At 40.3% G+C, this 26,808-nt stretch carries 25 protein-coding genes and 1 other RNA gene; 21 read left to right on the forward strand and 5 right to left on the reverse strand.

The genetic code is table 11. The features are described from left to right. Positions 1-425 precede the first annotated feature (425 nt). Positions 426-2,540 (reverse strand): penicillin-binding protein PBP1A, encoded by a 2,115-nt coding sequence (pbp1a, locus tag HMPREF2926_RS02140; RefSeq protein ID WP_021154545.1) that lies wholly within the window; start codon positions 2,538-2,540, stop codon positions 426-428. Continuing rightward, the gene (gene recU, locus HMPREF2926_RS02145) at positions 2,541-3,134 is read right to left on the reverse strand and encodes a Holliday junction resolvase RecU (protein ID WP_003010355.1); all 594 of its coding nucleotides are present in this window, start codon (positions 3,132-3,134) and stop codon (positions 2,541-2,543) included. 64 nt (positions 3,135-3,198) lie between these two features. Here recU and HMPREF2926_RS02150 point away from each other — a divergent pair, with 64 nt between their 5' ends. From HMPREF2926_RS02150 to HMPREF2926_RS02170, 5 genes are all read left to right on the forward strand, one after another. Next, positions 3,199-3,726 carry an SLOG family protein gene (locus tag HMPREF2926_RS02150; RefSeq protein WP_070586293.1) on the forward strand — a complete coding sequence of 176 codons (528 nt, stop codon included), beginning with the start codon at positions 3,199-3,201 and terminating at the stop codon, positions 3,724-3,726. 69 nt (positions 3,727-3,795) lie between these two features. Then, a complete protein-coding gene (gene gpsB / locus HMPREF2926_RS02155; protein WP_049490965.1) occupies positions 3,796-4,134 on the forward strand; it encodes a cell division regulator GpsB in 339 nt (112 codons plus the stop codon). A 19-nt stretch (positions 4,135-4,153) separates the two neighbouring features. Then, positions 4,154-4,519, forward strand: an RNA gene (rnpB, locus tag HMPREF2926_RS02160) — RNase P RNA component class B. Between the two features lie 66 nt (positions 4,520-4,585). Further along, positions 4,586-5,743, forward strand: a complete 1,158-nt coding sequence (locus HMPREF2926_RS02165) for a THUMP domain-containing class I SAM-dependent RNA methyltransferase (protein ID WP_070586294.1) — start codon at positions 4,586-4,588, stop codon at positions 5,741-5,743. 11 nt (positions 5,744-5,754) lie between these two features. Continuing rightward, positions 5,755-7,179, forward strand: coding sequence for a cell division site-positioning protein MapZ family protein (locus tag HMPREF2926_RS02170; protein ID WP_070586295.1), 1,425 nt, complete (start codon positions 5,755-5,757; stop codon positions 7,177-7,179). 78 nt (positions 7,180-7,257) lie between these two features. Here HMPREF2926_RS02170 and HMPREF2926_RS02175 read toward each other — a convergent pair whose 3' ends face one another. After that, positions 7,258-7,740, reverse strand: coding sequence for an S-ribosylhomocysteine lyase (locus tag HMPREF2926_RS02175; protein WP_049474465.1), 483 nt, complete (start codon positions 7,738-7,740; stop codon positions 7,258-7,260). 234 nt (positions 7,741-7,974) lie between these two features. Here HMPREF2926_RS02175 and HMPREF2926_RS02180 point away from each other — a divergent pair, with 234 nt between their 5' ends. The 13 genes from HMPREF2926_RS02180 (at position 7,975) to HMPREF2926_RS02240 (ending at position 22,279) form a co-directional block, all read left to right on the forward strand. Beyond that, positions 7,975-9,582: a ribonuclease Y gene (locus HMPREF2926_RS02180; protein WP_070586296.1), complete on the forward strand. Its 1,608-nt coding sequence runs from the start codon at positions 7,975-7,977 to the stop codon at positions 9,580-9,582. 106 nt (positions 9,583-9,688) lie between these two features. Then, entirely contained in the window at positions 9,689-10,321 is a 633-nt protein-coding gene (gene gmk, locus HMPREF2926_RS02185) for a guanylate kinase (RefSeq protein ID WP_003003905.1), read from the forward strand. A gap of 25 nt (positions 10,322-10,346) precedes the next feature. After that, entirely contained in the window at positions 10,347-10,661 is a 315-nt protein-coding gene (rpoZ, locus tag HMPREF2926_RS02190; RefSeq protein ID WP_003010339.1) for a DNA-directed RNA polymerase subunit omega, read from the forward strand. A gap of 63 nt (positions 10,662-10,724) precedes the next feature. Then, positions 10,725-13,133, forward strand: coding sequence for a primosomal protein N' (locus HMPREF2926_RS02195; protein WP_070586297.1), 2,409 nt, complete (start codon positions 10,725-10,727; stop codon positions 13,131-13,133). A gap of 11 nt (positions 13,134-13,144) precedes the next feature. After that, on the forward strand, positions 13,145-14,080 hold the full coding sequence (fmt, locus tag HMPREF2926_RS02200) for a methionyl-tRNA formyltransferase (protein ID WP_070586298.1): 936 nt from the start codon (positions 13,145-13,147) through the stop codon (positions 14,078-14,080). Further along, positions 14,070-15,383, forward strand: coding sequence for a 16S rRNA (cytosine(967)-C(5))-methyltransferase RsmB (gene rsmB, locus HMPREF2926_RS02205; RefSeq protein ID WP_070586299.1), 1,314 nt, complete (start codon positions 14,070-14,072; stop codon positions 15,381-15,383). Before fmt ends, rsmB begins: the two co-directional genes overlap by 11 nt. Positions 15,384-15,404: 21 nt before the next feature. Continuing rightward, entirely contained in the window at positions 15,405-16,145 is a 741-nt protein-coding gene (locus tag HMPREF2926_RS02210; RefSeq protein WP_070586300.1) for a Stp1/IreP family PP2C-type Ser/Thr phosphatase, read from the forward strand. Next, the gene (gene pknB, locus HMPREF2926_RS02215) at positions 16,142-18,010 is read left to right on the forward strand and encodes a Stk1 family PASTA domain-containing Ser/Thr kinase (RefSeq protein WP_070586301.1); all 1,869 of its coding nucleotides are present in this window, start codon (positions 16,142-16,144) and stop codon (positions 18,008-18,010) included. Before HMPREF2926_RS02210 ends, pknB begins: the two co-directional genes overlap by 4 nt. 119 nt (positions 18,011-18,129) lie before the next feature. After that, positions 18,130-18,825, forward strand: a complete 696-nt coding sequence (liaF, locus tag HMPREF2926_RS02220) for a cell wall-active antibiotics response protein LiaF (RefSeq protein ID WP_003003865.1) — start codon at positions 18,130-18,132, stop codon at positions 18,823-18,825. Next, positions 18,822-19,838 (forward strand): envelope stress sensor histidine kinase LiaS, encoded by a 1,017-nt coding sequence (locus HMPREF2926_RS02225; protein ID WP_070586302.1) that lies wholly within the window; start codon positions 18,822-18,824, stop codon positions 19,836-19,838. Before liaF ends, HMPREF2926_RS02225 begins: the two co-directional genes overlap by 4 nt. After that, positions 19,835-20,467, forward strand: coding sequence for a response regulator transcription factor (locus HMPREF2926_RS02230; RefSeq protein ID WP_049473347.1), 633 nt, complete (start codon positions 19,835-19,837; stop codon positions 20,465-20,467). Before HMPREF2926_RS02225 ends, HMPREF2926_RS02230 begins: the two co-directional genes overlap by 4 nt. Positions 20,468-20,511: 44 nt before the next feature. Continuing rightward, complete coding sequence (locus HMPREF2926_RS02235; protein ID WP_070586303.1) at positions 20,512-21,912, forward strand: bifunctional Cof-type HAD-IIB family hydrolase/peptidylprolyl isomerase; 1,401 nt, start codon at positions 20,512-20,514, stop codon at positions 21,910-21,912. A gap of 1 nt (position 21,913) precedes the next feature. Continuing rightward, a complete protein-coding gene (locus HMPREF2926_RS02240; protein WP_023920312.1) occupies positions 21,914-22,279 on the forward strand; it encodes a S1 RNA-binding domain-containing protein in 366 nt (121 codons plus the stop codon). Positions 22,280-22,329: 50 nt separating this feature from the next. Here the strand turns inward: HMPREF2926_RS02240 and cysK are convergent, their stop codons facing one another. Together cysK and HMPREF2926_RS02250 are read right to left on the reverse strand one after the other, a co-directional pair. After that, entirely contained in the window at positions 22,330-23,253 is a 924-nt protein-coding gene (cysK, locus tag HMPREF2926_RS02245) for a cysteine synthase A (RefSeq protein ID WP_070586304.1), read from the reverse strand. 122 nt (positions 23,254-23,375) lie between these two features. Beyond that, complete coding sequence (locus HMPREF2926_RS02250) at positions 23,376-24,017, reverse strand: YigZ family protein (protein WP_049486060.1); 642 nt, start codon at positions 24,015-24,017, stop codon at positions 23,376-23,378. 55 nt (positions 24,018-24,072) lie between these two features. Between HMPREF2926_RS02250 and HMPREF2926_RS02255 the strand changes: the two genes are divergently transcribed. The 3 genes from HMPREF2926_RS02255 to hpf all read left to right on the forward strand — a co-directional run bounded on the left by HMPREF2926_RS02255 (position 24,073) and on the right by hpf (position 26,657). Further along, positions 24,073-25,371 carry an ATP-dependent helicase ComFA gene (locus HMPREF2926_RS02255; protein WP_070586305.1) on the forward strand — a complete coding sequence of 433 codons (1,299 nt, stop codon included), beginning with the start codon at positions 24,073-24,075 and terminating at the stop codon, positions 25,369-25,371. After that, on the forward strand, positions 25,368-26,033 hold the full coding sequence (locus HMPREF2926_RS02260; protein WP_070586306.1) for a ComF family protein: 666 nt from the start codon (positions 25,368-25,370) through the stop codon (positions 26,031-26,033). The genes HMPREF2926_RS02255 and HMPREF2926_RS02260 overlap by 4 nt, the downstream gene beginning before the upstream one ends. Positions 26,034-26,114: 81 nt before the next feature. Then, positions 26,115-26,657 (forward strand): ribosome hibernation-promoting factor, HPF/YfiA family, encoded by a 543-nt coding sequence (hpf, locus tag HMPREF2926_RS02265; RefSeq protein WP_021154569.1) that lies wholly within the window; start codon positions 26,115-26,117, stop codon positions 26,655-26,657. The last annotated feature ends 151 nt before the right edge of the window (positions 26,658-26,808 follow it).

A 26,808-nucleotide genomic window follows, 5' to 3' on the forward strand; every position in this document is an offset into this window, starting at 1 on the left:
GAAAAGAGCCGAAAGGCTCTTTTCAGATTGAAGACAAAATATCTTAAAAACTTTCCTTAGGTGAGTACGGACGTCAGCGAACTTCTTTGAAGTTCCATGACTAATTATTGAGCCTAAGGTCTCAATAATTCCGAGTGCCTGAAACGATAACGTTTCAAGCACTTTTCTCACAGCGGAAAGTTTCAGTATTTTCTTAAATCGATTTAAATATTGGAACTCAATTTTGTTTTTTGCAGAATCACTTAACTTATTTTGCTTTAAAATAGTTTGTCTACATTCTAATAAGAGCCGAAAGGCTCTTTTTTTTATATACTCAAAAATAAAAAAGCTGGGAAGTCTAACTAAATAAATCAGATTTTATTCGTTCTGGTTTTTTAACCATTGTTTTAAAAAAAGCCGGGCAAAAGCCCGACTTCTCCATTCTATTATTCGTTATGATTGTTAGAGTCTTGCGAAGAAGGCTCAGATGGTTTAGATTGATTTTCTTCGTTCGAAGAGCTAGACGATGGTTCTTCATACGAATACTGATCAGTGGAATAACTTGGCTCATAGTAGTAGTTATTGTAGTTGTTCTTACCATTGTTTAAGTAGAGATAAGAACCACTTCGATACAGTCCACTTGGTTGCGTCCAATCCGTATGACCAGAGTTATTATTATTAGCAAGATAGAGCATCATTTGACGGTAGACATCCGTTGCGACCTGTATTCCATTATCCAATACTGGTGTAAAGCGATTGGAATAACCTGTCCATACTGCCATGGCATATTCAGGAGTGTAGCCTACAAACAATTCATCCGGTGTTACAATATTTGAATAAGCATTTTTTGTCAATTTACCGATTTCGTTATCAGCATAGTTTGATGTACCTGTCTTACCAGCTTGGTAGATTCCCGAAATGGCAGCATTTGTACCGGTACCAGACAAGAGAACTGTCTTCATCATATCTGTCATCATGTAGGCAGTTGTTGCTTTCATTGCACGAGTTCCTTCGGACTCAAATTCCTTGGTTGTGCCATCACTAAAGACAACCCGACTAACATAGGATGGTTTGTAATAGGTACCGCCATTGGCAAAAGCAGCATAGGCAGCTGCCATTTTCTCACTGCTGGCTCCGTATTTGTTGCTAGAATCGCTAGTGTTACTCGAGATAGCGTTGGCGTAAACCATTTCTGGGTAATCGATCCCTAATCCATTGAGGAATTTCTTAGCTTGTTTAAGACCAACTTTTTCCAGGGCCTTCACCGCAGGCACGTTACGAGATTGTTGAATTGCGTAGGTAATGGACATGCTACCATAGTATGAACGGTCCCAGTTGTAGACAGGCGTTGATGAATGAGGGAAGTTGTATGGCGCATCTGTTGTAGTAGCTGCTGTAGAGGTATATTCCTCATGTTCAAGAGCTGGTGCGTAATCTGTGATTGGTTTCATTGTTGAACCCCAGTCACGGTTCGTTTCAACCGCTTGGTTTGTACCAAAGGAAACATTGCTGGATTGGTGACGAGAACCCAGCTGAGCAATGACTTTACCAGTATTGACATCAATAACGGTAGAAGCTACTTGCATTTCATCATCCGGGTAATTGACATATTCATCTGTATTGTAGATATCCCATAGTTTCTTTTGAGCTTCTGTATCCACGTTTGTATAGACATCCATTCCGGTTGTCAACAAATTGTAGCCCGTTTCTTCTTCGACTTGCTCGATCACTTCTTTTAGGTAATTATCCATATAGGCTGGGTAACTGCTTGAAGAACTGAGACTTTGCAGACCATCTGTAACAGGTGTATTGACCGCTGCTTCGTATTGTTTGTTAGAAATGGTCTTCATATCGAGCATTTCTTTTAATACTAAGTTTCGGCGCTGTTGCGCTGCTTCAGGATGGGAGTATGGATCGTATTGGTTTGGTGCTTGGGGCATCCCCGCAAGGAGTGCCAATTGAGGGAGCGAAAGATCTTTTAGATCTTTTCCGTAATAACTTTTCGCAGCTGTCTGCATTCCGTAGTTCCCATTCGCCATAAATACTTTATTGACGTAATAGGTCAAGATTTCTTGTTTGGTTGCTTTCTTTTCTAGTTGGGTTGCTAACCAAGCTTCTTGGATCTTACGAGAGAGGGTACGGTCAGAGGCTGAAGTGGAGAAATAGGTTAACTTGATCAATTGTTGCGTCAAGGTTGACCCACCTTGACTTCCTCCTCGTAAGTTGTGAAGGAAGGAACCGCCGATCCGAATGATGTCGACCCCACGGTGATTGAAGAAACGGTGGTCTTCAATCGCAACGATAGCATTGACCAAATCAGTAGGGATTTCATTGGCTGTGACATTGATTCGTTTCTCAGCTCCCAAATCCGCGATCAAGTTATTTTGGTTGTCATAGATCTTACTAGATGTTGTTGCAACCAAATCTTTTTCAGACAAGGTTGGTGCTTTCATAGCATAGTAACTAAATATCAGTCCACCGAGGACAAATAAAAGTAAGAAAAATGAAATGGCTGCGATCGCAACATATTTCAACCATTGAATGACTGTTTGTTTATTCATTTAAATACCGCCTAGAAGTTTCTGTTCGATAATATCAAGATAAGGAACGCTTGGAAGACGATTCTTATCTACTAGAAAGCCGTGCTCCTGAATATAGGAGAGGGGCATGGATTTACTACCATGATCGATGTTGTAATAGTGAATTAATGCAGGAGCAGGAAGTAAGTAGGTTTCACTCAACTTTGCAAAATGCAAGAGAACGAAACAGATACCGCCTTGCTGGACAACTGCCTCCATATGATCGATTTGATGTTGATGAAAATTTTTCATCGGCATGGATTGCTTTTGCTGTGTTTCCTTCGCTTCAAAATCGATATAGCGTCCCTTGTATACTCCAGAATAGTCCGTCGTTGATGCTTGCCTGAAATAGGCTTCAACAATCTTTGCCCGACTGCGACGTGGATAATCCACTTTCACGATTTGAATCGGTGTTGGTTTTTTATGGATGACTGCTAGACCTCGAGAAAGATAGTATTGATTGCTTTCATTGATCATTTTTTCAAATGTCATCCCACGATTCGCAAAGTCGACTGGATGTTTCCTTTGTGTAGAGACCAAGGTTTTTTTGGCTACTTTATGTGGATAGTTGACCATAGTTCTCCTTATTGGTACAATTACATCACTCTATTATATCATAAATTAGAATAATGAGGAAAAAATGAATACCATACTTGTTGCAGGTTATAAGAGTTTTGATGTGGGAGTCTTTTCCAATAAAGACCCTCGACTGACCATTATCAAAAAAGCCATTGAAAGAGATCTTCGTCGTTTATTTGAAGAAGGAGTGAAATGGCTGGTCTTTTCTGGTAATTTGGGATTTGAGGCTTGGGTACTAGAGGTCGCCTTTGCATTAAAAAATGATTACGATTTTCAAATGGCGACGATCTTCCTATTTGAGAATGTTGGCGAAAATTGGAATGAAAGCAATCAGGAATTATTAGCACGCTTCAAACAGGTGGATTTCGTGAAATATGCCTATCCCCACTATAGCAATCCGGGTCAACTAAAAGAATACAATCAGTTTTTGATAGATAATGCGGATGGAGCTTATGTTTTTTATAATCCAGAAAATGAAACCAATTTAAAATATCTTTACAAAATGATGGTAGAAAAAGAACCATTTTATGTCAAACAATTAAGTTTTGATGACTTAAATGAACTTGCTGAAAATTTTTACGAAAACTAAGTGTTATACCTTGATTTTTCTTACCATTTTTTTATATAATTGAGATGATGAACTAGATTGGAGAGAGTAATGGCGAGTATTATTTTTACTGCGAAAGATATTTTTGATCAAGATTTCAAACGAGAAGTTCGTGGTTATAATAAAGATGAAGTAAATGAATTTTTGGATGATGTTATAAAAGACTATGAAACCTATGCTGCTTTAGTGAAGGAATTGCGTGAAGAAAACGCCCGCCTTCGTGAAGAACTTGCCCAAAAAGCACAGGAAACACCACAAACATCTCCGATTGCTAGCACCGCTACGCAAGAATTCCCGCAAGTGACAACAGCGACGAACTTTGATATACTCAAACGTCTCAATCGTTTGGAAAAAGAAGTTTTTGGGAAGCAGATCGTAGATCGCGATTAGTAATCCCATAGATTGTGCAATTTTTGGATAATCGCGTGAGAGAATCCTCTCATGAGGAAAGTCCATGCTAGCACAGGCTGTGATGCCTGTAGTGTTTGTGCTAGGTGAATCCATAAGCCTAGGGACTCGGTATTCAAGTTACGGCGAGTGAAGGAGCTAAGTCTAAGGATAAGCTCTAGTAACTCTGAAAGTGCCACAGTGACGTAGTTTTTAGGGAAACCTAAAAAGTGGAACGCGGTAAACCCCTCAAGCTAGCAACCCAAACTTTGGTCGGGGCATGGAATGCGTGGAAACGAACATAGCATTCTGACTGGAAACAGTAGACAGATGATTATCGAAGGAAATGGTACCTAGTCATTTCTGGAACAAAACATGGCTTATAGAAAATTGCATATAGGTTGATGAGGTGGAGAGAGATCTCAACCTCCTTTTTTAAAGTGATAGGAATAAGATGAAAAAACAATTTGAATTGATTGCAACGGTCGCTGCTGGCTTAGAGGCTGTTGTTGGTCGAGAACTACGCGATCTCGGCTACGATTGCCAGGTTGAAAATGGACGGGTTCGATTTCAAGGAGACCGTCGAGCAATCATAGAGACCAATCTCTGGTTGCGAGCGGCTGATCGAGTAAAAATTGTGGTTGGGACTTTTCCAGCCAAAACCTTCGAAGAACTCTTTCAAGGTGTCTTTGCTTTGGATTGGGAAAATTATTTGCCTTTAGGAGCACGTTTTCCCATTTCTAAGGCTAAATGTGTCAAATCAAAACTTCATAATGAACCTAGCGTTCAGGCCATTTCGAAAAAAGCAGTGGTTAAAAAGTTACAAAAACATTATGCCCGCCCAGAAGGTGTTCCTCTCATGGAAAATGGGGCAGAGTTCAAGATCGAAGTATCGATCCTTAAAGATCAAGCCACTGTCTTGATTGACACCACTGGTAGTAGCCTCTTCAAACGTGGTTATCGGACTGAAAAAGGGGGAGCCCCTATTAAGGAAAATATGGCAGCGGCAATTCTTATGCTGTCAAACTGGTATCCAGATAAGCCCTTGATTGACCCCACATGTGGTTCTGGAACGTTTTGTATTGAGGCAGCGATGATTGCGAGAAATATGGCACCTGGTTTACGTCGGACCTTTTCTTTTGAAGAATGGAACTGGATGGATGATCGCTTGATTCATGAAGTCCGTCAAGAAGCAAGCAGAAAAATCAATCGCGAGATCGAATTGGATATTATGGGAACTGATATCGATGCGCGGATGGTTGAGATTGCCAAAGAAAATGCCCAGAAAGCGGGCGTTAGCAGTGACATTACTTTTAAACAAATGCGAGTCCAAGATCTTCACTCAGATAAGATCAACGGGGTGATTATCTCCAATCCTCCATATGGAGAACGATTATCTGATGATGAAGGTGTGACGAAATTGTATACTGAAATGGGGCACGTATTTGCACCTCTCAAAACCTGGAGTAAATTTATCTTAACCAGTGATGAAGGTTTTGAATCTAAATTCGGTAGTAAAGCAGATAAAAAACGAAAACTTTATAACGGAACCCTAAAAGTTGATCTCTACCAATATTTTGGGGAACGAGTAAAACGGCAGATTAAGGCATAGAAAGGATTTTTATGACAGAGAAGGATAAAAAGCCATTAGAGCAAGAAACAGAATCAATTTTAGAGTTTGAAGATGCTAAAGAGATGACGATTGGGCAGGCCAATCGAAAGGCAGAAGAAATCGAAGCAGGTGTAACGGAAGGTGATAATGTCTTAGACAAATACATCAAACAACACCGAGCAGAAATTGAAGCGGAAAAATACGATACAAAGATCTTAGCTAAGGAAGAGTTGGCTAAAGCTGAAGAGTTGGCAGCTTCAGAAACAGTTGCCGAAGTAGCTGAAGCAGTGGAGGCACCGGAAGTAACGGAAACAGTCTTGGAACAAAGGCCTGAAATGGATGCTATCTCAACAGAATTACCTGCTAAGATTAAATTTGGACCTACACCAACTGAACCAATTGTAGAAGCAGAGGAGCTTCCTGAGGAAACACCAAGCAATGCGGGTAAACGAATCAAAGCAGTTCTATACTCTGCATTAGGTCTAGCGATTGTCGGGTCGGCCATTTTTGTGACCTATAACTGGATGCACAGTCGTGGAAAATCTGGTGGTACAACTGTTGTATCGTCTTCATCTAGCAAGTCATCTTCTACTTCTAAATCAGGTAGCAGTGAAACACAGGCTCAAAAATTGGAAGAGTTTACCAAAGCCTACGATGCCTTTTTTGTAGATGAATCAAAAAGTGCTCTTAAAAATGATAAATTCGGAGACTTGGAAAATCTGAAGAAACTGCTGGACAAATTAGAAGGAAGCAGTGATTATAATGCGGCTAAAACAAAATATGAAGACCTTGTGAAGCAAGTTTCTGCTATTCAAAAAGTGAATTCTCAATTTAGTTCTCCAGTCATCAAAGATGGAGTTCTTGATGCAACTGCCAAAGCGAAAAGTGATGCGACCTTTGCAGAAACAAAGACAGGCAATGAAAAATTAGATAGCTTATTGAATGAAGCGGTTGCGCAAGGACGTTCACAACAAGTTGCGACACCGGCACCAGTGACTGGAACAGGAGGTACAGATACTTCTAATGCAACTCCAGCCCCAGCTCAAGCAGCAACGCCTACGGCCCCAGCTGTCAATGCTGCTACAGGTAGTGTAGGAACGGCAAACCCAGGCTATTCAGGGTACGGTCTTCCAAGCGATGGTGTCCCACTTCAGCGGAACTTGAGTCGTGTGCCATATAACCAAGCAGCTATCAATGATGTCAATAACCCAGCTTGGGTATTTGGTGATGGGATCCTTGAAAAAGTATTGAATATTGCTCGTAAACGTGGACATATCACTGGCAATCAATACATTTTAGAGCGTGTCAATATCATTAACGGTAATGGCTATTACAACCTCTTCAAACCAGATGGAACCTATCTCTTTAGTATCAATGCCAAAACGGGTTATTTCGTAGGAAACGGAAAAGGTCATTCAGATGCTCTGGATTATTAATGCTTGATCAGACATACCATTTCTGGGAAAAAATGACAATAAAAAAGGATGAACCAGAGGTTCATCCTTTTTTTAGTCTTAAACAAGATGACGTTCAAACGGATCGTCAGAAATTCCTTGATCTAGAATCAGGCGACACCATTCTTTGGCTGAGAAGAGGCTGTGGTCCTTGTAATTTCCACAAGACTCAATGGTTGTGCCTGGGACATCCTCCCAAGTACTGACAGATGCAATTTCTTCTAAAGAATCTTTGATTACTTTAGCAATTTCCGTACTCGAATGTTGTCCCCACATGATCATATGAAAACCGGTGCGACATCCAAATGGGGAACAATCAATCATACCATCGATGCGTTTGCGAATGAGCATCGCAAGAAGATGCTCGATCGTGTGGAGACCAGCAGTTGGAATCGCATTTTCATTGGGCTGCACCAAACGAATATCAAAATTGGAGATGATGTCTCCTTTCGGTCCAGTTTCCTCACCAATCAAGCGTACATAGGGAGCCTTCACAGCTGTGTGGTCCAATTCAAAACTTTCAACAATTACTTCTTTTGTCATACTTAAATCCTTCTTTGTTTTTCTTGATTATAGCATAAAAAAGCAGATTCAACAAAGTGGAAATTAATGAATTCCTCACAGATGTTCCATGAAAGAAAAGTCGACAAAAGAACAAGCATTAAGCAAAAATATAAAAGGTTTTTCCTGTTTTTTTAGATTGTTAATTTTAGTAATTTATGGTAAAATGTAAAAGAATTTTTAATTCAACTAATTAAATAGATTTGGGGTAAAAGCATGAATTTTGTTATTACAGGTGTTTTTGCCGCGGTCATTGGTTTAGTCATTGGATATGTGGGAACTGCTCTTAAAATGAAAGCTTCAAAAGAAGCTGCGGAACTCACCCTTTTGAATGCTGAACAAGAAGCAACGAATTTACGTGGACAGGCAGAACGTGAAGCCGATTTGATTTTAAAAGAGGCGAAGCATGAGTCAAGTTCACTTAAAAAAGAAGCACTTTTGGAGGCAAAGGAAGAAGCCAGAAAATATCGTGAAGAGGTCGATGCTGAGTTTAAGTCAGAACGACAAGAATTGAAGCAATTAGAAAGCCGTTTGGCAGAACGTGCTAGCAATCTTGATCGCAAAGACGACATTTTAACAAGCAAAGAACAGTCTCTTGAACACAAAGAGCAAAGTCTTACAGATAGAACTAAACACATTGATGCGCGTGAACAACAGCTGGAAGAGCTTGAACACAAGAAAGTAGAAGAACTGGAACGTGTCGCTGCTCTAAGTCAAGGAGAAGCGCGTGACATTATTTTGAGTCAGACGGAAGAGAAACTTTCAAAAGAAATTGCCTCACGGATTCGTGATGCTGAATTGGAAGTGAAAGAACGTTCTGATAAAATCGCAAAAGACATTCTCGTGCAAGCTATGCAGCGAATGGCGGGTGATTTTGTTGCTGAGCAAACAAACTCAACCGTTCATTTGCCAGACGATAGTATGAAAGGTCGAATTATCGGTCGTGAAGGTCGCAATATTCGTACCTTTGAGAGTTTGACAGGTGTCGATGTGATTATTGATGATACGCCTGAGGTGGTGACCTTGTCAGGGTTTGATCCGATTCGTCGTGAAATCGCCCGCATGACAATGGAGAGCCTTCTCAAAGATGGTCGGATCCATCCAGCTCGTATCGAAGAGCTGGTTGAGAAGAACCGTCAGGAAATTGACAATCGTATTCGTGAATACGGTGAGGCGGCTGCCTATGAAATTGGTGCGCCAAACCTCCATCCAGATTTGATGAAAATCATGGGACGGTTGCAATTCCGTACTTCATATGGTCAAAACGTTTTGCGTCACTCCATTGAAGTTGCCAAACTTTCTGGTATTATTGCTAGCGAGTTGGGTGAAAATGCTACCTTGGCACGACGTGCAGGATTCTTACATGATATCGGTAAAGCGATTGACCGTGAAGTGGAAGGAAGTCACGTTGAGATTGGGACTGAATTGGCACGGAAGTACAAGGAACACCCAGTGGTGGTCAATACCATTGCCAGTCACCATGGTGACGTGGAACCAGAAAGTGTCATCGCAGTCATTGTCGCTGCAGCGGATGCCTTGAGTGCAGCTCGACCTGGAGCACGAAGTGAGTCACTTGAAAGCTACATCAAACGCTTGCAAGATCTTGAAGAAATTGCAAATAGTTTTGAAGGAGTTAAGACAAGTTTCGCCCTTCAAGCGGGTCGTGAAATCCGTATTATGGTTAGCCCTGAGGCAATCAAGGATGATAAAGTGACGATCTTGGCTCATGATATTCGTGAGAAGATCGAGTCCAATCTTGAATATCCTGGAAACATTAAGGTTACCGTTATTCGAGAATTGCGTGCAGTCGATTACGCAAAATAAACGAAAAGCTTGAGATCTAGCATCTCAAGCTTTTTGAATGAAAAAATCAGTTGAAAATTAGGCTGATTTTTGTTACACTAGATAGAAAGACATTGAAGGAGAAATCATGGCGGATCGTGGCTTATTAATCGTATTTTCTGGCCCTTCAGGGGTTGGAAAAGGAACGGTCAGACGAGAAATTTTTGAAAACTCGGACAATCAGTTTCAGTATTCTGTATCGATGACGACGCGTGCACAACGTCCAGGTGAAGTGGATGGTGTCGACTATTTTTTCCGTACACGTGAAGAATTTGAAGATTTGATCCGTCAAGGGCAAATGTTGGAGTACGCTGAGTACGTTGGAAATTACTATGGGACTCCTTTAACCTATGTGAACGAAACCTTGGACAAGGGAATCGATGTATTTCTTGAAATTGAAGTTCAGGGTGCCCTTCAAGTAAAGAAGAAAGTTCCAGATGCAGTTTTTATTTTCTTAACTCCGCCTGATTTGGATGAATTGCAAGATCGATTAGTGGGGCGCGGGACAGATAGTGCAGAAGTTATTGCGCAACGGATTGAAAAAGCAAAAGAAGAAATCGCCATGATGCGTGAATATGACTACGCCATTGTGAACGACGAGGTTCCTCTTGCTGCTGAGCGTGTCAAACGTGTGATCGAAGCAGAGCATTTCCGTGTAGACCGTGTCATTGGCCATTATCTGGATATGTTACCAAAAACACAAACTATTGTGAAGAGATAAATAATTAGAAATTAGGTATAGGAATATGATGTTAAAACCTTCTATTGATACATTGCTTGACAAAGTACCATCAAAATATTCATTGGTCATTCTTGAGGCAAAACGGGCCCACGAATTGGAAAGTGGTGCAGTACCAACTCAAGAATTCCAATCAGTTAAATCAACATTACAAGCGCTTGAAGAAATCGAGTCTGGAAACGTAGTTGTTCACCCGGATCCAGAAGCAAAACGTGAAGCGCTTCGTCGTCGGATTGAAGCAGAGCGGATTCGCAAAGAAGAAGAAGAGCGCAAAATTAAGGAACAAATTGCCAAAGAAAAAGAAGATGGTGAAAAAATTTAAGGTTGGGGCTTCTCAATCTTATTTTTTGCTATTTAAAGGGTTCCGTGATAAAGTAAAGCTCATATGATAGAGGCTGGAGGTGAAAAAGTGATAGCAAAAGTCATCGTAGATGTCCCATTGATGCAGACAGATAAACCCTATTCTTATCAGATCCCATCAGAATTTGAGGATATGGTGGAGGCAGGTATGCGAGTTCATGTCCCCTTTGGTAAAGGGAATCGCCTTATTCAAGGGATTGTGGTAGATGTTTTAGAAGAGGCAGAAACAAGCGAGGAATTAAAAGCGATTGTTGAGGTCTTGGACTACACTCCGGTCTTAAATCAAGAGCAGTTCTGGTTGGCAGATCAATTACGAAAAAGTGTTTTTTCTTATAAGATCACGATTTTAAAAACCATGCTTCCTTCTCTCCTCAATTCGAGTTATGATAAGATTTTGTATCCTCAACCTTCTTTAGATCCAACCCTCAAAGTGAAACTTTTTGGTGAAAAAAATGAAGTTTCTTTTTCTTCTCTAGATGCGGCCGATCAAGCCCAAGTGATGCGGTTGGTCAGAAAAGGAGATTTGGTACTCGAATACAAGGCCAAGGATAAGAAACAAATTAAAACAGAAAAATGGTATCGCGTTAACCAGGAAGGATTAAAAGAACTTCAACCATCAGCGAGAGCTAAAAAAAGGCTAGCATTGAAAGAGTGCCTGTTACTAGAACAAGGGGAGCAACCCTTAGCAGGATTGTATCAGGATTTTTCACGAGAAGTAGTGGCTTATTTTATTGATCAGGGTGTTTTAGAAATAACAGAACGAGAAGTGAATCGGGCGGCTGCATATTATGAAGGCAAAGAACAGACCCAGGCTCTGCTTTTAAATTCAGAGCAATCAAAAGCTGTCGAAACAGTAGTTTCTCAAATTGGGAAAACATCAAAGCCTTTTTTATTAGAAGGTGTGACTGGAAGTGGGAAAACAGAAGTTTATCTGCAGATTATTCAGGAAGTTCTCAATAAGGGGAAAACGGCTATTATGTTGGTCCCTGAGATTTCCCTGACACCACAGATGACGGATCGTTTTATCTCTCGTTTTGGTCAGGAAGTAGCCATTCTACACTCGGGCTTATCAAATGGTGAGAAGTATGATCAATGGCGAAAAGTTGAACGTGGGGAGGCCAAGGTAGTCGTTGGAGCACGCTCAGCCATCTTTGCTCCTTTAAAAAACATCGGAGCGATCATTATTGATGAGGAGCACGAGGCTTCCTACAAACAAGATAGTAATCCACGCTACCACGCAAGGGATGTTGCAGTCCTAAGGGCTCAGTACAATCAAGCAGTCTTGCTTCTTGGATCTGCTACACCAAGTTTAGAATCACGGGCTCGTGCAACAAAAGGGGTTTATGAATTAATTCGTCTGACCCAGCGGGCCAATCCGGCAGCCAAAATTCCAGAAGTTAAAGTCGTTGATTTTCGTGATTATATTGGCCAAAATGAAGCTGGTAACTTTACTCCGGTTCTAGTGGAAGCTATTGCTGATCGCTTGCATAAAAAAGAGCAGGTTGTCTTGATGTTGAACCGCCGTGGTTATTCCAGTTTTGTCATGTGTCGCGAGTGTGGAACTGTAGATACTTGTCCCAATTGTGATATCTCACTGACCCTCCACATGGATACTAAAACCATGAACTGTCATTATTGTGGCTATAGCAAAGCGATTCCTCGACACTGTCCAAATTGCCAAAGTCCTTCCATTCGTTATTACGGGACAGGAACACAAAAAGCTTATGATGAATTACAAGAGATCTTTCCTGAAGCTAAAATTCTGCGAATGGATGTGGATACCACTCGAAAAAAGGGGAGCCACGCAGCGATATTAGATGCTTTTGGGAATGGAGAAGCGGATATTTTGTTAGGGACGCAAATGATTGCGAAGGGATTGGATTTTCCAAATGTGACGTTAGTGGGTGTCTTGAATGCGGATACTTCTTTAAATTTACCGGATTATCGATCCTCTGAGAGAACCTTTCAACTCTTGACTCAGGTGGCAGGAAGGGCCGGACGAGCAGAGAAAGAAGGAGAGGTTATCATTCAAAGCTACAACCCCAATCATTATGCGATTCGATTTGCCAAAGACCAAGATTATGAAGGTTTTTTTGCCTATGAAATGCAGATTCGCCGGCAGTTAGGCTATACGCCTTATTACTTCACAGTTGGGCTAACCCTATCTCATAAGAGTGAGGAAATGGTGAAGGAGAAGTCACATCAGGTCATGGAAATTCTCCGATCTGGCTTATCTGATCAGGTCCAAATCTTAGGACCAACACCTAAACCAATTGCACGCACACATAATTTGTATCATTATCAAATCATTGTGAAATATCGTTTCGAAGAAGGCATGACTCAGGTCTTGAATCAAATCTTAGAATTTACACAAGAAAGAGGCAACCAAGATCTACGTGTCAGTATTGATAATGAACCTCAAAGTTTTATGTAAGGAAGAAAGAAATGACAAAATTAATTTTTATGGGAACGCCTGATTTTTCAGCGACGGTTTTAAAGGGATTGTTAGCAGATTCGCGCTATGAAATTTTGGCAGTTGTGACGCAACCAGACCGCAAAGTAGGTCGCAAAAAAGAGATTCGAATGACCCCGGTGAAGCAGGTAGCTTTAGACCATCAACTACCAGTTCTTCAGCCGGAGAAATTATCGGGTAGTCCAGAAATGGAAACTCTCTTATCCCTAGATGCAGATGGAATTGTGACCGCTGCTTTTGGACAATTTTTACCGACAAAATTGTTGGAGAACTTCCAATTTGCGGTGAATGTCCACGCGTCTTTATTGCCTAAATATAGAGGTGGAGCTCCCATTCACTATGCCCTGATCAATGGTGATGAAGAAGCTGGAGTTACAATTATGGAAATGGTCAAGGAAATGGATGCCGGAGACATGATTGCAGCTCGTTCTCTCCCAATTTTAGATGAGGACAATGTGGGAACTTTGTTTGAAAAATTGGCTGTTCTTGGACGGGATCTACTCCTAGATACTTTGCCAGCTTACCTGGCAGGGGAGATCAAGCCAAGTCCACAAGATCCAAGTTTGGTCACATTTTCACCGAATATTTTACCGGAAGAAGAGGTTTTGGACTGGACCAAAACCAATCGCCAAGTCTTTAACCAGATCCGAGGGATGAATCCTTGGCCAGTTGCTCATACGTTATTAAATGGTCAGCGCTTTAAAGTTTATGAAGCAGAGCTATGCGAAGGAAATGGAAATCCAGGAGAAGTGATTGCTTTGACCAAAAAAGAGTTGGTGGTCGCTGCAGGAGAAGGCGCGCTGTCCCTCAAAGTTGTGCAGCCGGCAGGAAAACCAAAAATGTCCACCACAGACTTTTTGAATGGCGCGGGTCGTCAATTGAAAGTAGGAGATCACTTTGGAAGTTAAACAAATGAATGCGCGTGAACAGATTGTTCGAGTGCTAGAAGAGGTTTTTGAGCAGGGAGCTTATTCTAATATTGCCCTAAATCAAGCGTTAGAACACTCTCAACTTTCAGATAAAGATAGAAGCTTTGTTACGGAAGTTGTTTACGGTACTGTAGCACGAAAGATAACACTCGAGTGGTATCTCGCCCACGTGATTGAAGACCGGACGAAATTAGATCCTTGGCTCTATTATCTTTTGATGATGAGTTTGTATCAACTTGTCTATTTAGACCGCATTCCTGATCATGCCATCGTCAATGAAGCTGTCCGGATAGCAAAACGTCGTAAAGCAGGCAGTGAGAAGTTTGTCAATGCTATTCTTAGAAAGCTCCTCCGCGAGGGACTACCAGCTATTGATACGATTAAGCGAAAGAACAAACGTTATTCGGTAGAGTATTCCCTACCTGTATGGTTGATCAAAGCATTGATCGATGAATACGGTGAAGAACGTGCTTGTGCTATTTTTAAGAGTCTCTATCAGCGTAATAAATCCAGTATTCGTGTGATTGATCTGGACGAAAAAGAAGAGTTGGCTCAGCTACTCGAAGCAACCTCCTCTCTACTTGCCCCGTCTGCCCTCGTGAAAGATCAGGGACATTTTGCGGCGCATTCCTTGTTTAAAGAAGGGCGCATTACTATTCAAGATGAGTCCAGTCAATTGGTGGCACCAGCTTTAGATTTGCAAGGAGATGAATGGGTTTTAGATGCCTGTGCGGCGCCAGGTGGAAAGACGACTCACCTGGCTTCTTATCTTACAACTGGGAAAGTCACAGCCCTGGATCTCTATGACCATAAGCTCAAATTGATTCAAGAAAATGCTAATCGGCTCCATGTTGCGGACAAAATTTTGACAAAGAAGTTAGATGCGACAAAAGTCTTTGAAACATTTGGACCAGATGCTTTCGATAAAATTTTGGTGGATGCGCCTTGTTCAGGGATTGGTTTGATACGGAGAAAGCCTGATATCAAGTACAATAAAGAGAGTGCAGATTTTGTATCTTTACAAGCTATTCAATTGGCAATTCTGGATAGTGTTTGTCAAAGTGTGCGTAAAGGTGGTATAATAGTGTACAGTACGTGTACAATTATGGGGAAAGAAAATTTTGAAGTGGTAGATCAATTTTTGAAAAACCATCCAAATTTCGAACAAGTCCCATTGGATCACGAAAGAAAAGATATTCTTAAAAATGATTGTATCCTTATTACACCCGAATTATATGGAAGTGACGGCTTCTTTATCAGTCGTTTTAAGAGAATGTCATAATATCAGGAGGAAACTGACAGTATGGATATTACGATCTTAACCGATGTAGGTCAAAGACGGACAAATAACCAAGACTATGCAAATCAATATAAAAACAAGGCTGGAAAATCTATGGTTTTTCTTGCTGATGGTATGGGAGGACACCGTGCCGGAAATATTGCTAGTGAAATGGCAGTCACAGACCTAGGTGCGGCTTGGGTTTCTTCTGAGATCGAGACGGTTAATCAAGTACGGGAATGGTTTGCAGAACATTTAGAAGCTGTGAACCGACGGATTCATTTGGCTGGGCAAGATGATGAGCACAAAGGAATGGGAACGACATTAGAAGCCTTGGCTTTTGTAGAAGGACAAGTGATTTATGCCCACGTTGGGGATTCACGGATTGGCCTCATTCGTCAGGGCGAATACCAGCAGTTGACCAGTGACCATTCTCTTGTAAATGCTCTTTTGCGAGCTGGTCAAATTACAGAGGAAGAAGCAGCCCATCATCCTCAGCGGAACATCATCACTCAGTCCATTGGCCAAAAAGATGAGTTAGAGCCGGATTATGGTTTGGTGACGGTTGAAGCAGATGATTATATTTTGATCAATAGTGATGGTTTAACCAATATGATTGGCCCTGATGAGATCAGAGATATTATCTTGAGTGATGTTTCACTGGAAGAAAAAGCTCAAACCTTGATTCGTTTTGCCAATAATGCTGGAGGCTTGGATAATATTACTGTTGTACTGCTCCACTTTACTGAGGAGGATGCAGCATGATTCAAATCGGCAAAATTTTTGCCGGGCGATATAAAATCATCCAACAAATTGGACGCGGCGGGATGGCAGATGTTTATCTTGCGCGTGATTTGATTTTAGATGGGGAAGAAGTTGCAGTCAAGGTACTGCGTACGAATTACCAGACGGATCCCATTGCAGTTGCGCGTTTTCAGCGTGAAGCAAAGGCGATGGCAGAGCTGGACCATCCAAATATCGTTCGGATTACAGACATTGGCGAAGAAGAAGGACAACAATACCTTGCAATGGAATATGTTGCAGGTTTAGACTTGAAACGCTATATCAAAGAAAATGCTCCTTTATCAAATGAAGAAGCTGTTCGTTTGATGGGGCAGATCCTTCTAGCTATGCGTCTTGCCCATACGCGTGGCATTATCCATAGAGATTTAAAACCACAGAATGTCCTCTTGACACCAGATGGAACAGCAAAAGTTTCAGACTTTGGGATTGCAGTGGCCTTTGCAGAGACTAGTTTGACCCAGACCAACTCGATGTTGGGGTCGGTTCATTATTTGTCCCCTGAGCAGGCGCGTGGTTCAAAAGCTACGGTGCAAAGTGACATCTACGCTATGGGAATCATTTTCTATGAGATGTTGACAGGACACATTCCTTATGATGGAGATAGTGCAGTCACAATTGCTTTGCAGCATTTTCAAAAGCCACTCCCATCTATTCGTGAAGAAAATAAGAATGTTCCACAAGCTTTAGAAAATGTAGTGATCAAAGCGACAGCTAAAAAACTGACGGATCGCTATAAATCAGTGGCAGAGATGTATGTGGATCTTTCAAGTTGCTTGTCCTATGAGAGAAGAAATGAGAAAAAACTGGTTTTTGAAGACCAAGCGAAAGCTGATACAAAGACTCTTCCAAAAGTGAGTCCAACTCCAAAGACGGCTCCTGTTCCAATCTCTGAGGTACGCAGTGAAATCAGTTCGGTAGATCCTAATCGACCATTATCTGACCAGCAGACAATGGCACCAAGTAAAAAGCCAAGAAGACGCTTGCGGGCGCGCTACAAGGTCTTGTTTGTTGCCATTGCACTAGTTCTTGCAGCCTTTACTTTCTTGTTGTATATGAGCCCAGCCAATAAAACAGTTCCAGATGTTTCCGGCAAAACCATTGCCGAAGCTAGAGCGGTTATTGAGGGACAAGACCTTCAAGTCGGTGAAGAGAAGGAAGAGTACAGTGATTCGGTTGCAGAAGGTTATGTCATTCGAACCAATCCAAATGCAGGGGCTCAAAAGAAAGAACAAAGTCGAATTGATTTGATTGTTTCAAAAGGACCAAACAGCTTTGAAATGCCAAATTACGTGGGTGAAACACGGGCAGCAGCAGAAGTAGATCTGAAAAATACTTATAAAGTATCAAGCAAAATGATCACGATTGAAGAAGTTGATACCTTCGATTATGCTGCAGGGACAGTTCTTGAACAAACCCCAGCTCCAGGAGAGCAATATTCTCTGAATTCAAAAAACAAGATTGTTTTGAAAGTAGCGAAAGAAACGACTTCAATTGAAATGCCAAACTATGTTGGATCAACTTACGATTTTGCTAGAAGTAATTTGATTGAGATCTATGGTATTAAAGAAGCCAATATCGAATTAAGAAAAACAGAACATCTCCCTGATGGGGTAGTTGTTTCTGCCGGTCAAATTGTCAGTCAAACTCCAGAAGTTTCGAGTACGGTGGATATTAACCGAACACGAATTGTTTTGACTGTATATGAGCCTAAAGTGACAGCTTCTTCAAGTACGAAAGCCTCATCCAGTTCAGATACATCAAGTTCGTCCTCTGCTGAACGATCAGATACAGAAAGTTCTAGCAGTAGTGCAACTAGTGGAGATTAATAAATCAGTCTAAGACTCAGATGGATTTCTGGGTCTTTTTGATTGTCTGCTATTATCCAACCACAGACGGAAGTCAAATGAGGAAAAATTTGATAAAATAGGAAAAGATGAGGTAAACTATGTGGAAAATACAAATTTTTATTTTCGTTGAAGCCGTTTTGTTAACATTAGCAGCGATCACCATTTTATCAATCGATTTTTCCAGATTTGTTGTCTTGATGGTTCTCTTTTTGCTCCTTTTGTATTACTATTTTGGCAAACAAAAAGCGAATTTTCTATTAATCGCGCTGAGTGTGCTCTTATTTTTTATCGTGATGCTGAATCCTTTTGTGATTGCAGCCATTTTATTTGCGGTGGTTTATGGTTTATTGATTGCCTACCCTTATATGTATAAGGAAAATGAAGCCGTTGTGTTTGATGTTGAAGAGGATACGAAAATTCGTCAGGAAAAAACTCGATGGATTGGTGATTTACAACATTTTTCAAAGCAAAGTCGAGGGTATCGAGATCTGAATGTGATCCGAGTTTTTGGGAATGACACCCTCCATTTAGAGGAGGTAGCCATTTGCAATTGGGACAATGTAGTGATCATTCGGAAAGGGTTTGGAAATACAAAAATTATCTTACCGATTGATTTGGAATTGCATTTACAAATTAACACCCTGTATGGAGATCTGAAGTTTTTGGATCTTCCTGTCCGTAAAATGAGGAATGAAACCATAGACATTGAAACGGCACATTATCGGAGATCGCACCGTTCTATAAAAATTGTGTTAGTTGGTATTGTTGGGGATGTTGAGGTGATTCGCGCATGAAGAAATTAGACTATCTCCTATTGTATTTCTATTCCCTAATGGTGGTTGCGGTCATTTGTCATACCATTTTCCATTTTGTTGGTTTTCAGTGGGGCAAACTTCTTTCAGATCTTTCCTTGCTTCAGTCATTCCTATTTTTGGTTTTTAGTCTGACGCTTGCATTGACGGCTTTGGTTGTCTTAATTATTAAAATCACTCAATTTGTAACGGTTCATGCAGTACAACAAAATGTAGAATCTATCCTGACTGCTTCACAGCGAAAAGAAATTGCCCCCAAAGAATTGAATCAACAGTTAGATTTATTGGACAGCAAATTGCTTCGACTAGAAGAAAATTTACAAAAAAGTGAAAATCGTGTGATGCGAAATGAGGAAGAAATTGTGGAAATCGAGCGTAAGAGAATTGCGCGTGATCTACATGACACGGTTAGTCAAGAATTGTTTGCAGCCAATATGATTTTATCTGGAGTGGCAACACAGGCCCTTGAGTTAGAGAAAAATCAGATCCAGCAGCAACTAAATGGTGTGTCAGATATTCTAGGTACAGCCCAAAATGATTTACGCGTCTTGCTCCTACATCTTCGTCCTACAGAATTGGAAGGAAAAAGTTTGGTAGAAGGTATGGAGATGATTTTTAGAGAATTGAAGGAAAAGAGTAACCTAGCAGTTGTCTTCCATCATAATGACGTGAGCATTCCAAAAGAAATGGAAGAACATCTATTTCGGATCGTCCAAGAAATTGTCAGCAATACCTTGAAACACGCTAGAGCTCAACAAATGGATGTCTTTTTGCAACAGGAAGGAAAACAACTTCATTTACGGATGGTAGATGATGGAATCGGATTTGAGCAGGAAAAATTGGAACGATTGAGTTATGGGTTGAAAAATATTCAAGAACGTGTAGAAGACATGGCGGGAACCATTAAAATAAGAACGAGTCCTCAAAAGGGAGTGGCTGTGGATATTCGCGTTCCCCTTCTTGTAAAAGATAAAAATGAAAAGGAAACTGTATGAAAGTATTATTAGTAGACGACCATGAAATGGTCCGATTGGGATTGAAAAGCTTTTTGTCCATGCAAACCGATATTGAGCAAGTCTTAGAGGCACAAAATGGGCAAGAAGGGGTGGACTTGGCGTTGAAAGAAAGACCAGACGTCATCATCATGGATATTGTGATGCCAGAGCTAAATGGAATCGATGCGACTCTAGCCATCCTAAAAGAGTGGCCGGAAGCTAAAATTGTCATTTTGACGTCTTATTTAGATAACGAAAAGATTTACCCTGTCTTAGATGCCGGTGCAAAAGGGTATATTTTAAAGACCTCGTCAGCAACTGAGATCTTACAGGCTGTCCGAAAGGTTGCAAAGGGAGAATTTGCGATTGAGACAGAAGTTAGTCAAAAAGTTGAGTCACGAAAGAACCATGCTGAATTGCATGATGATTTGACAGCTAGAGAACGAGATATTCTAGCTCTATTAACAAAAGGATATGAAAATCAACGAATAGCAGATGAACTCTTTATTTCTCTGAAAACAGTGAAGACCCATGTCTCCAACATCTTATCAAAATTAGAAGTCAGTGATCGGACGCAAGCAGTCGTCTATGCCTTCCGACACCATCTGGTGAATCAAGAAGATTTTTAAAAGGAAACATGCTATAATAGAGCATGATCATAAGGGGGAGACAAGTGGACGCAAAATTACGTTATAAAGCCAAAAAAGTTAAAATCGTCTTTTTTGATATTGATGATACATTACGTGCAAAAGAAACTGGATTGATTCCAGAATCTGTCAAAGATGTCTTTCATCAGTTGAAAGAAAAAGGAATCCGAACAGGGATTGCAACGGGCAGAGGGATTTTTGGGGTTGTTCCTGAAATCATGGACTTAAAGCCGGATTTTCTGGTAACCTTAAACGGTGCCTATATAGAAGATACAAAAGGAACTGTGATCTACCAATCACCGATCAATGAAGCAATCGTTTCTTCTTTTGTGGATTGGGCCAAAGAATCCGAGATTGATTATGGGTTAGTGGCTAGTCATCAAGCTGCTCTGTCCAATCGGACACCCTTGATCAGTGATGCTATTGACATCATTTATCCCAACTTACCAGTAGATCCAGATCTGCATTTGAAAGAACCTATTTTCCAAATGTGGACCTTTGATGAAAAGGATAGTGAGCTAGAGTTGCCCCCTTCTTTGCAAGAGAACTTGCGCCTAGTTTCGTGGCATCCCCATTCATCAGATGTTGTTCGCTTTGCAGCTTCAAAAGCTTCAGGAGTTTCTCATCTTGTAAATCATTTGGGCTTGAAGCCAGAGAATGTTTTAGTATTTGGGGATGGATTAAATGATCTAGAACTGTTTGATTACGCTGGAATTAGTATCGCAATGGGAAAATCTGCCCCAGAGTTACAAGAAAAAGCTGATTATATCACTAAGAATTTAGAAGAAGATGGCATATTCTATGCCTTAGAGGAGTTAAATATGGTTGAAAAAGAATTGACATTACCACAGTTAGAACTTGCTACGGTTGACGGTCCTGTCGCTGTGATCAAAACCAATCACGGTGAGATGAACATTCAATTGTTCCCGGATCAAGCGCCAAAAACAGTTGCAAACTTTGTAGCTCTTGCTAAGTCTGGCTATTATGATGGTGTCATTTTCCATCGGATTATTAAAGATTTTATGATCCAAGGGGGAGATCCAACAGGCACAGGTATGGGTGGTGAATCCATCTATGGGGAGAGCTTCGAAGACGAATTTTCAAAAGAATTGTACAATATTCGCGGAGCCCTTTCAATGGCAAATGCTGGACCAAACACAAATGGCAGCCAATTCTTTATTGTACAAAATCAACATCTCCCATATTCGAAAAAGGAATTGGTCCGCGGTGGCTGGCCTGAAGAAATTGCTGAAATCTATACGACAGAAGGGGGAACTCCTCACCTAGATCAACGCCATACCGTATTTGGACAATTGATGGATGAAGCTTCTTTTGCTGTGTTGGATGAGATCGCGGCTGTTGAGACCGGGATGATGGATAAGCCAGTAGAAGATGTCGTGATTGAAACCATCGAGATTGAGGACTAATATGAAAATTGGAGATAAGTTAGAAGGGACCATTACAGGCATTCAACCTTATGGTGCCTTTGTCGAACTAGAGTCGGGTGTCACGGGCTTGATTCATATCTCAGAGATTAGAAGTGGTTATGTAAGTAATATTCATGATATTCTTTCAATTGGAGAAAAAGTCTTTGTCCAAGTCATCGATGTTGATGAATATTCTAAGAAAGCTAGCCTCTCTTTGAGAACACTAGAAGAAACACCACAACGAAGTATTCGACACCATCGTTTTTCAAATGACCGCCACAAGAGTGGTTTTGCGCCCTTAGCTCAACAGATGCCGACCTGGGTCAAAGAAGGAAAGGTATTCTTTAGCAAACAAGAAAAAAAATAAAAACTTCGATAGGTTGATGAAACCTATCGAAGTTTTTTTGATATAGAGAATTATTCAAATTCGTAAAGGGTAGTAGAAAGGTAACGTTCTCCATTATCTGGTGCAAGAGCAAGAACTTTTTTACCGCTTCCCAATTCTTTTGCGACTTCAATAGCAGCATAGATAGCAGCTGCGCTTGAGATACCGACTAAGAATCCTTCAGCTCCACCGATAGCGCGTGCAAGTTCGAAAGCTTCTTCTGAAGATACGCGACGAACACCATCATATGCATTAGTGTCTAAAGTATTTGGGATAAAGCCTGCTGAAATCCCTTGGATTTTATGTGGTCCAGGTTTTTCACCAGAAAGGACTGCAGATTCATTGGCCTCAACGGCATAGACTTTGACAGCAGGATTATTCTTTTTCAAAGTATGAGAAATACCAGAAACAGTACCACCAGTACCAACACCTGCGACAAAAGCATCTAAACCATCTTTTCCAAAGGCATCAACAATTTCTTGTCCTGTTGTTCTTTCATGTACCTCTGGGTTAGCAGGGTTTTCAAATTGAAGAGGAAGGAAGCCATTTCTTTCTGCAGCGATTGCTTCAGCTTTAGCGATAGCGCCTTTCATTCCTTCACTTCCAGGAGTCAAAACGAGTTCAGCTCCATAGGCTTGGATGATTTTACGACGTTCCACACTCATGGTTTCAGGCATGACAATCACAACTTTGTAGCCTTTAGCTGCGCCAACCCATGACAAACCAATCCCTGTGTTCCCACTAGTTGCTTCGACAATGGTATCACCTTGTTTGATCAACCCATCCGCTTCAGCTTTTTCAATCATGCTCAAAGCAATCCGGTCTTTAACAGATGATCCAGGATTGAAAGCTTCGAGTTTGACATAGACATCTGCAGCTCCTTCAGGAACAAGACGGTTCAATTTGACAATCGGAGTGTTCCCAATCAGTTCTGTAATATTTTCATAAATAGCCATAATATACCTCAGTTCTAGGTTTTCTTGATACTAACAAGTATAGTCCCTTGCGGGAAGAATGTAAAATATAGAAATTTTATGGGTGTGATAAAAAAAAACTATCGTTGCCGATAGTATTTTAATTATTTTTCTACAGAAAATAGGGGTACTTCAACCTCACGAATTCCTTGATCCTCAATAATGACTTTACCATTATAAAATTCGACTAAAGCTGCTGTGATAGAACTTGTGTTTTCTTTATCCACAAAAATAGTTGTCATCACCTGATCTGTGAACATCGGATCTTGTTCCGCCAATTGATGGTCTTTTAAGAAATTAGCAAATTCTTGGTATTGGGAATAAGAAAGTGTGATCCCAAGTACCACTTGCTCTTTGATTTCTACCAGTCCAATCTCTCGAACTGCTTGTGCAACACTTCCAGCATAAGCACGAATCAGACCGCCAGCACCTAATTTAATACCTCCAAAATAGCGGGTAACCACGACACAACTATTAGTGATGCGATGATTCTCCAAAACTCCTAACATCGGTACCCCAGCGGTTCCACTAGGCTCTCCATCGTCACTGGTCCGTTTGATGTCACTTTGTTCCCCAATGATGAAAGCAGAGCAGTTATGTGTAGCCTTATAGTGTTCCTTTTTGATGGCATTGATAAAATCTCTAGCTTCCTCTTCAGAGGAGACTCGCTTGACATGACAAATGAATTTTGATTTTTTGATTTCTTCTTGAACAGTGCCGTTCTCTTTAAATGTAACATATTCCATATTCTTATTTTACAAAAAAAGAATGATTTTCTCCAACTTTTGCGAATTAATAAGTATGAAGATAGAAGATTCTTATGGAAGACTCTTGACGGAGAGTCAAATGACGAATGATCTAAAAGAAATTGCCCAAGAACTTCCAGCTATAGAAAAACAGAATGGAAGGTACCAATGCTTTCGATGTGGCAGTTTGATTGATCAAAAACTGTGGAAGTTGAGTGAAGAGGTACTGTATTGTAGAGCCTGTATCCAATTGGGGAGGATCCGGAGTGATCAAAAACTTTATGCTATTGGACAGCAAGACTTTGAAGGTCAAGAGGTGCTAAAATGGAAAGGAGCCTTGACTTCTTATCAACAAGAGGTATCTGAAGGACTTATCCAAGCAGTTAAAGCAGGGAAACATGCCTTGGTACATGCTGTGACAGGAGCTGGGAAAACGGAAATGATGTATCAGGTTGTAGCAACAGCGATCAAGGCAGGAAAAGCAGTCTGTATTGCTACCCCAAGAATCGATGTCTGTATCGAACTGTACGGAAGGATGAAGGAAGATTTTTCCTGCCCCATCTCTTTACTTCATGGAGAATCGGAACCCTATTTTAGAACACCCTTGGTGATCGCTACAACCCACCAATTGCTAAAGTTTTATCAGGCCTTTGATCTCCTTATTATAGATGAAGTAGATGCTTTTCCCTATGTAGACAATCCAATCTTATATAAAGCAGCTCAGAATGCAATAAAAAAAGAGGGGAATACCCTATATTTAACAGCAACCTCTACAGATGAGTTAGATAAAAAGGTCAAGAAAAAAGAAATCATTCGTTATAGTCTTCCAAGAAGATTTCATGGGAACCCACTAGTGGTCCCTGAAATAAAATGGGTATCGAAAATGAGAGAAAAAATAGAAAAAGGAAGAATCCCTTACCAACTATTGCAACTGATCAAGAAACAAAGACAGACTCACTACCCATTGTTAATCTTTGTATCTGAAATAGAATTAGGACAACAATTCACTGAGAACTTAAAAAAATACTTTCCCAAAGAAACAGTAGGTTTTGTATCCTCACAGACAACAGACCGCCTACGAATGGTAGAAGAGTTTAGAAACAGAGCCATAACCATGCTAGTCTCGACAACAATTTTAGAAAGAGGAGTGACTTTTCCATTTGTAGATGTCTTTGTTTTAGAAAGTAATCACAAATTATTTACTAAAAGTGCCCTCGTACAAATTTCAGGAAGGGTCGGTCGAAGTAAAGAAAGACCAACAGGTGAACTACTTTTTCTATCAGATGGTATAACACGAGAAATGAAAAAAGCGATTAAAGAAATAAAGGAAATGAATCAGGAGGCTGGATTTTGAAAGAATGTTTGCTTTGTACTAAAGAGTTGAAAACTGGTGAACATTTCATAGATCTTATAATTATGAATCAACAAGAAGAATGGATTTGTAAAGAATGCAAAGAAGACTTCGAACAAATTGGCGAAATCCATTGTCCTAGATGTTATAAAGATAAGGAGGAGAAAGTATGTAAAGATTGCGAATACTGGATACAAAAGGGGAATATGGTCGAACATGAAGCATTATATAGATATAATGCAGCAATGAAGGACTATTTCAAGCGATATAAATTTGAAGGAGATCGTTTATTAGGAATGGTATTTGCATGTGACATCAAAAAAGCCTTGAAAAAGTATAAAAGCTATACGATAATACCGACTCCAATCAGCCATGAAAAAAAGCAGGAAAGAGGATTCAATCAAGTATCGACTATATTAGATTTTGCAGAAATAAAGTACAGCAGTCTCTTCCAAAAAGAAGACAGCTTAGCCCAATCAAAAAAAACAAGAGAAGAAAGATTAAAAACCTCTCAACACTTTCAATTAAAAGAAGAGGTTTCAAAAAAGCAGAAATATCTTATCTTTGATGATATCTACACAACGGGCAAAACAATCGAATTAATGAAGCGCCTACTAATTGAAAAAGGTGTGAAAGAAATAAAGACATTTTCAATCGCAAGGTAAAAAAAGATTTGCAAAAACTTTATGAAAGCGTTATAATATACATATAAATAAAAACATAATGTTTAGAAAGTAGGTACTAATATGATTAAATATAGTATCCGTGGTGAAAACCTAGAAGTAACAGAAGCCATTCGCGACTATGTCGTTTCTAAACTCGAAAAGATTGAAAAATATTTTCAGGCAGATCAAGAGCTAGACGCTCGAGTAAACTTAAAAGTTTACCGTGAAAAGACCGCAAAAGTAGAAGTAACCATTCCGCTTGGATCTATTACACTGCGTGCAGAAGATGTCTCTCAAGATATGTACGGTTCAATTGATCTAGTTGTAGATAAAATTGAACGTCAAATTCGTAAGAATAAAACAAAAATCGAAAAGAAAAATCGTGTTAAATCTGGTGCAGGTAAATTGTTTACCGATGCAGTTGTAGAAGAAGCAGCAACCACAGAAAAAGTTGTTCGCTCAAAAACAATTGATCTAGAACCAATGGATTTAGATGAAGCAATCCTTCAAATGGATCTATTAGCACACGACTTCTTCATTTATCGTGATGCAGAAGACAATACAACAAATGTGATCTACCGTAGAGAAGATGGAGACATCGGTCTATTGGAAGTAAAAGAATAGAGATCAAAAAAAGAGATTGAAAACATCAAATAAATTATAGAAGAATCAGGAGCATTTGTGCTCCTGATTTTTTATATAAATAAAAAACTTTCAAAAAAATAAAATTTTTTGGAAAAAAGTATTGACAGTAAGGTGAGGTCATGATATACTA

The sequence above is a fragment of the Streptococcus sp. HMSC078D09 genome (genome assembly GCF_001813675.1).
Taxonomy (GTDB): domain Bacteria; phylum Bacillota; class Bacilli; order Lactobacillales; family Streptococcaceae; genus Streptococcus.

Bases quoted from the DNA above. Each gene is read 5' to 3' on its own strand.
- HMPREF2926_RS02240 (WP_023920312.1), top strand. From the start codon at position 21,914: ATGAAAATTGGAGATAAGTTAGAAGGGACCATTACAGGCATTCAACCT.
- HMPREF2926_RS02195 (WP_070586297.1), top strand. From the start codon at position 10,725: ATGATAGAGGCTGGAGGTGAAAAAGTGATAGCAAAAGTCATCGTAGAT.
- pbp1a (WP_021154545.1), bottom strand. From the start codon at position 2,540: ATGAATAAACAAACAGTCATTCAATGGTTGAAATATGTTGCGATCGCA.
- HMPREF2926_RS02230 (WP_049473347.1), top strand. From the start codon at position 19,835: ATGAAAGTATTATTAGTAGACGACCATGAAATGGTCCGATTGGGATTG.
- HMPREF2926_RS02165 (WP_070586294.1), top strand. From the start codon at position 4,586: ATGAAAAAACAATTTGAATTGATTGCAACGGTCGCTGCTGGCTTAGAG.
- HMPREF2926_RS02250 (WP_049486060.1), bottom strand. From the start codon at position 24,017: ATGGAATATGTTACATTTAAAGAGAACGGCACTGTTCAAGAAGAAATC.
- rpoZ (WP_003010339.1), top strand. From the start codon at position 10,347: ATGATGTTAAAACCTTCTATTGATACATTGCTTGACAAAGTACCATCA.
- recU (WP_003010355.1), bottom strand. From the start codon at position 3,134: ATGGTCAACTATCCACATAAAGTAGCCAAAAAAACCTTGGTCTCTACA.
- gpsB (WP_049490965.1), top strand. From the start codon at position 3,796: ATGGCGAGTATTATTTTTACTGCGAAAGATATTTTTGATCAAGATTTC.
- HMPREF2926_RS02170 (WP_070586295.1), top strand. From the start codon at position 5,755: ATGACAGAGAAGGATAAAAAGCCATTAGAGCAAGAAACAGAATCAATT.
- cysK (WP_070586304.1), bottom strand. From the start codon at position 23,253: ATGGCTATTTATGAAAATATTACAGAACTGATTGGGAACACTCCGATT.
- HMPREF2926_RS02255 (WP_070586305.1), top strand. From the start codon at position 24,073: ATGAAGATAGAAGATTCTTATGGAAGACTCTTGACGGAGAGTCAAATG.
- HMPREF2926_RS02210 (WP_070586300.1), top strand. From the start codon at position 15,405: ATGGATATTACGATCTTAACCGATGTAGGTCAAAGACGGACAAATAAC.
- HMPREF2926_RS02150 (WP_070586293.1), top strand. From the start codon at position 3,199: ATGAATACCATACTTGTTGCAGGTTATAAGAGTTTTGATGTGGGAGTC.
- pknB (WP_070586301.1), top strand. From the start codon at position 16,142: ATGATTCAAATCGGCAAAATTTTTGCCGGGCGATATAAAATCATCCAA.
- HMPREF2926_RS02225 (WP_070586302.1), top strand. From the start codon at position 18,822: ATGAAGAAATTAGACTATCTCCTATTGTATTTCTATTCCCTAATGGTG.
- liaF (WP_003003865.1), top strand. From the start codon at position 18,130: ATGTGGAAAATACAAATTTTTATTTTCGTTGAAGCCGTTTTGTTAACA.
- HMPREF2926_RS02175 (WP_049474465.1), bottom strand. From the start codon at position 7,740: ATGACAAAAGAAGTAATTGTTGAAAGTTTTGAATTGGACCACACAGCT.
- hpf (WP_021154569.1), top strand. From the start codon at position 26,115: ATGATTAAATATAGTATCCGTGGTGAAAACCTAGAAGTAACAGAAGCC.
- fmt (WP_070586298.1), top strand. From the start codon at position 13,145: ATGACAAAATTAATTTTTATGGGAACGCCTGATTTTTCAGCGACGGTT.
- gmk (WP_003003905.1), top strand. From the start codon at position 9,689: ATGGCGGATCGTGGCTTATTAATCGTATTTTCTGGCCCTTCAGGGGTT.
- HMPREF2926_RS02180 (WP_070586296.1), top strand. From the start codon at position 7,975: ATGAATTTTGTTATTACAGGTGTTTTTGCCGCGGTCATTGGTTTAGTC.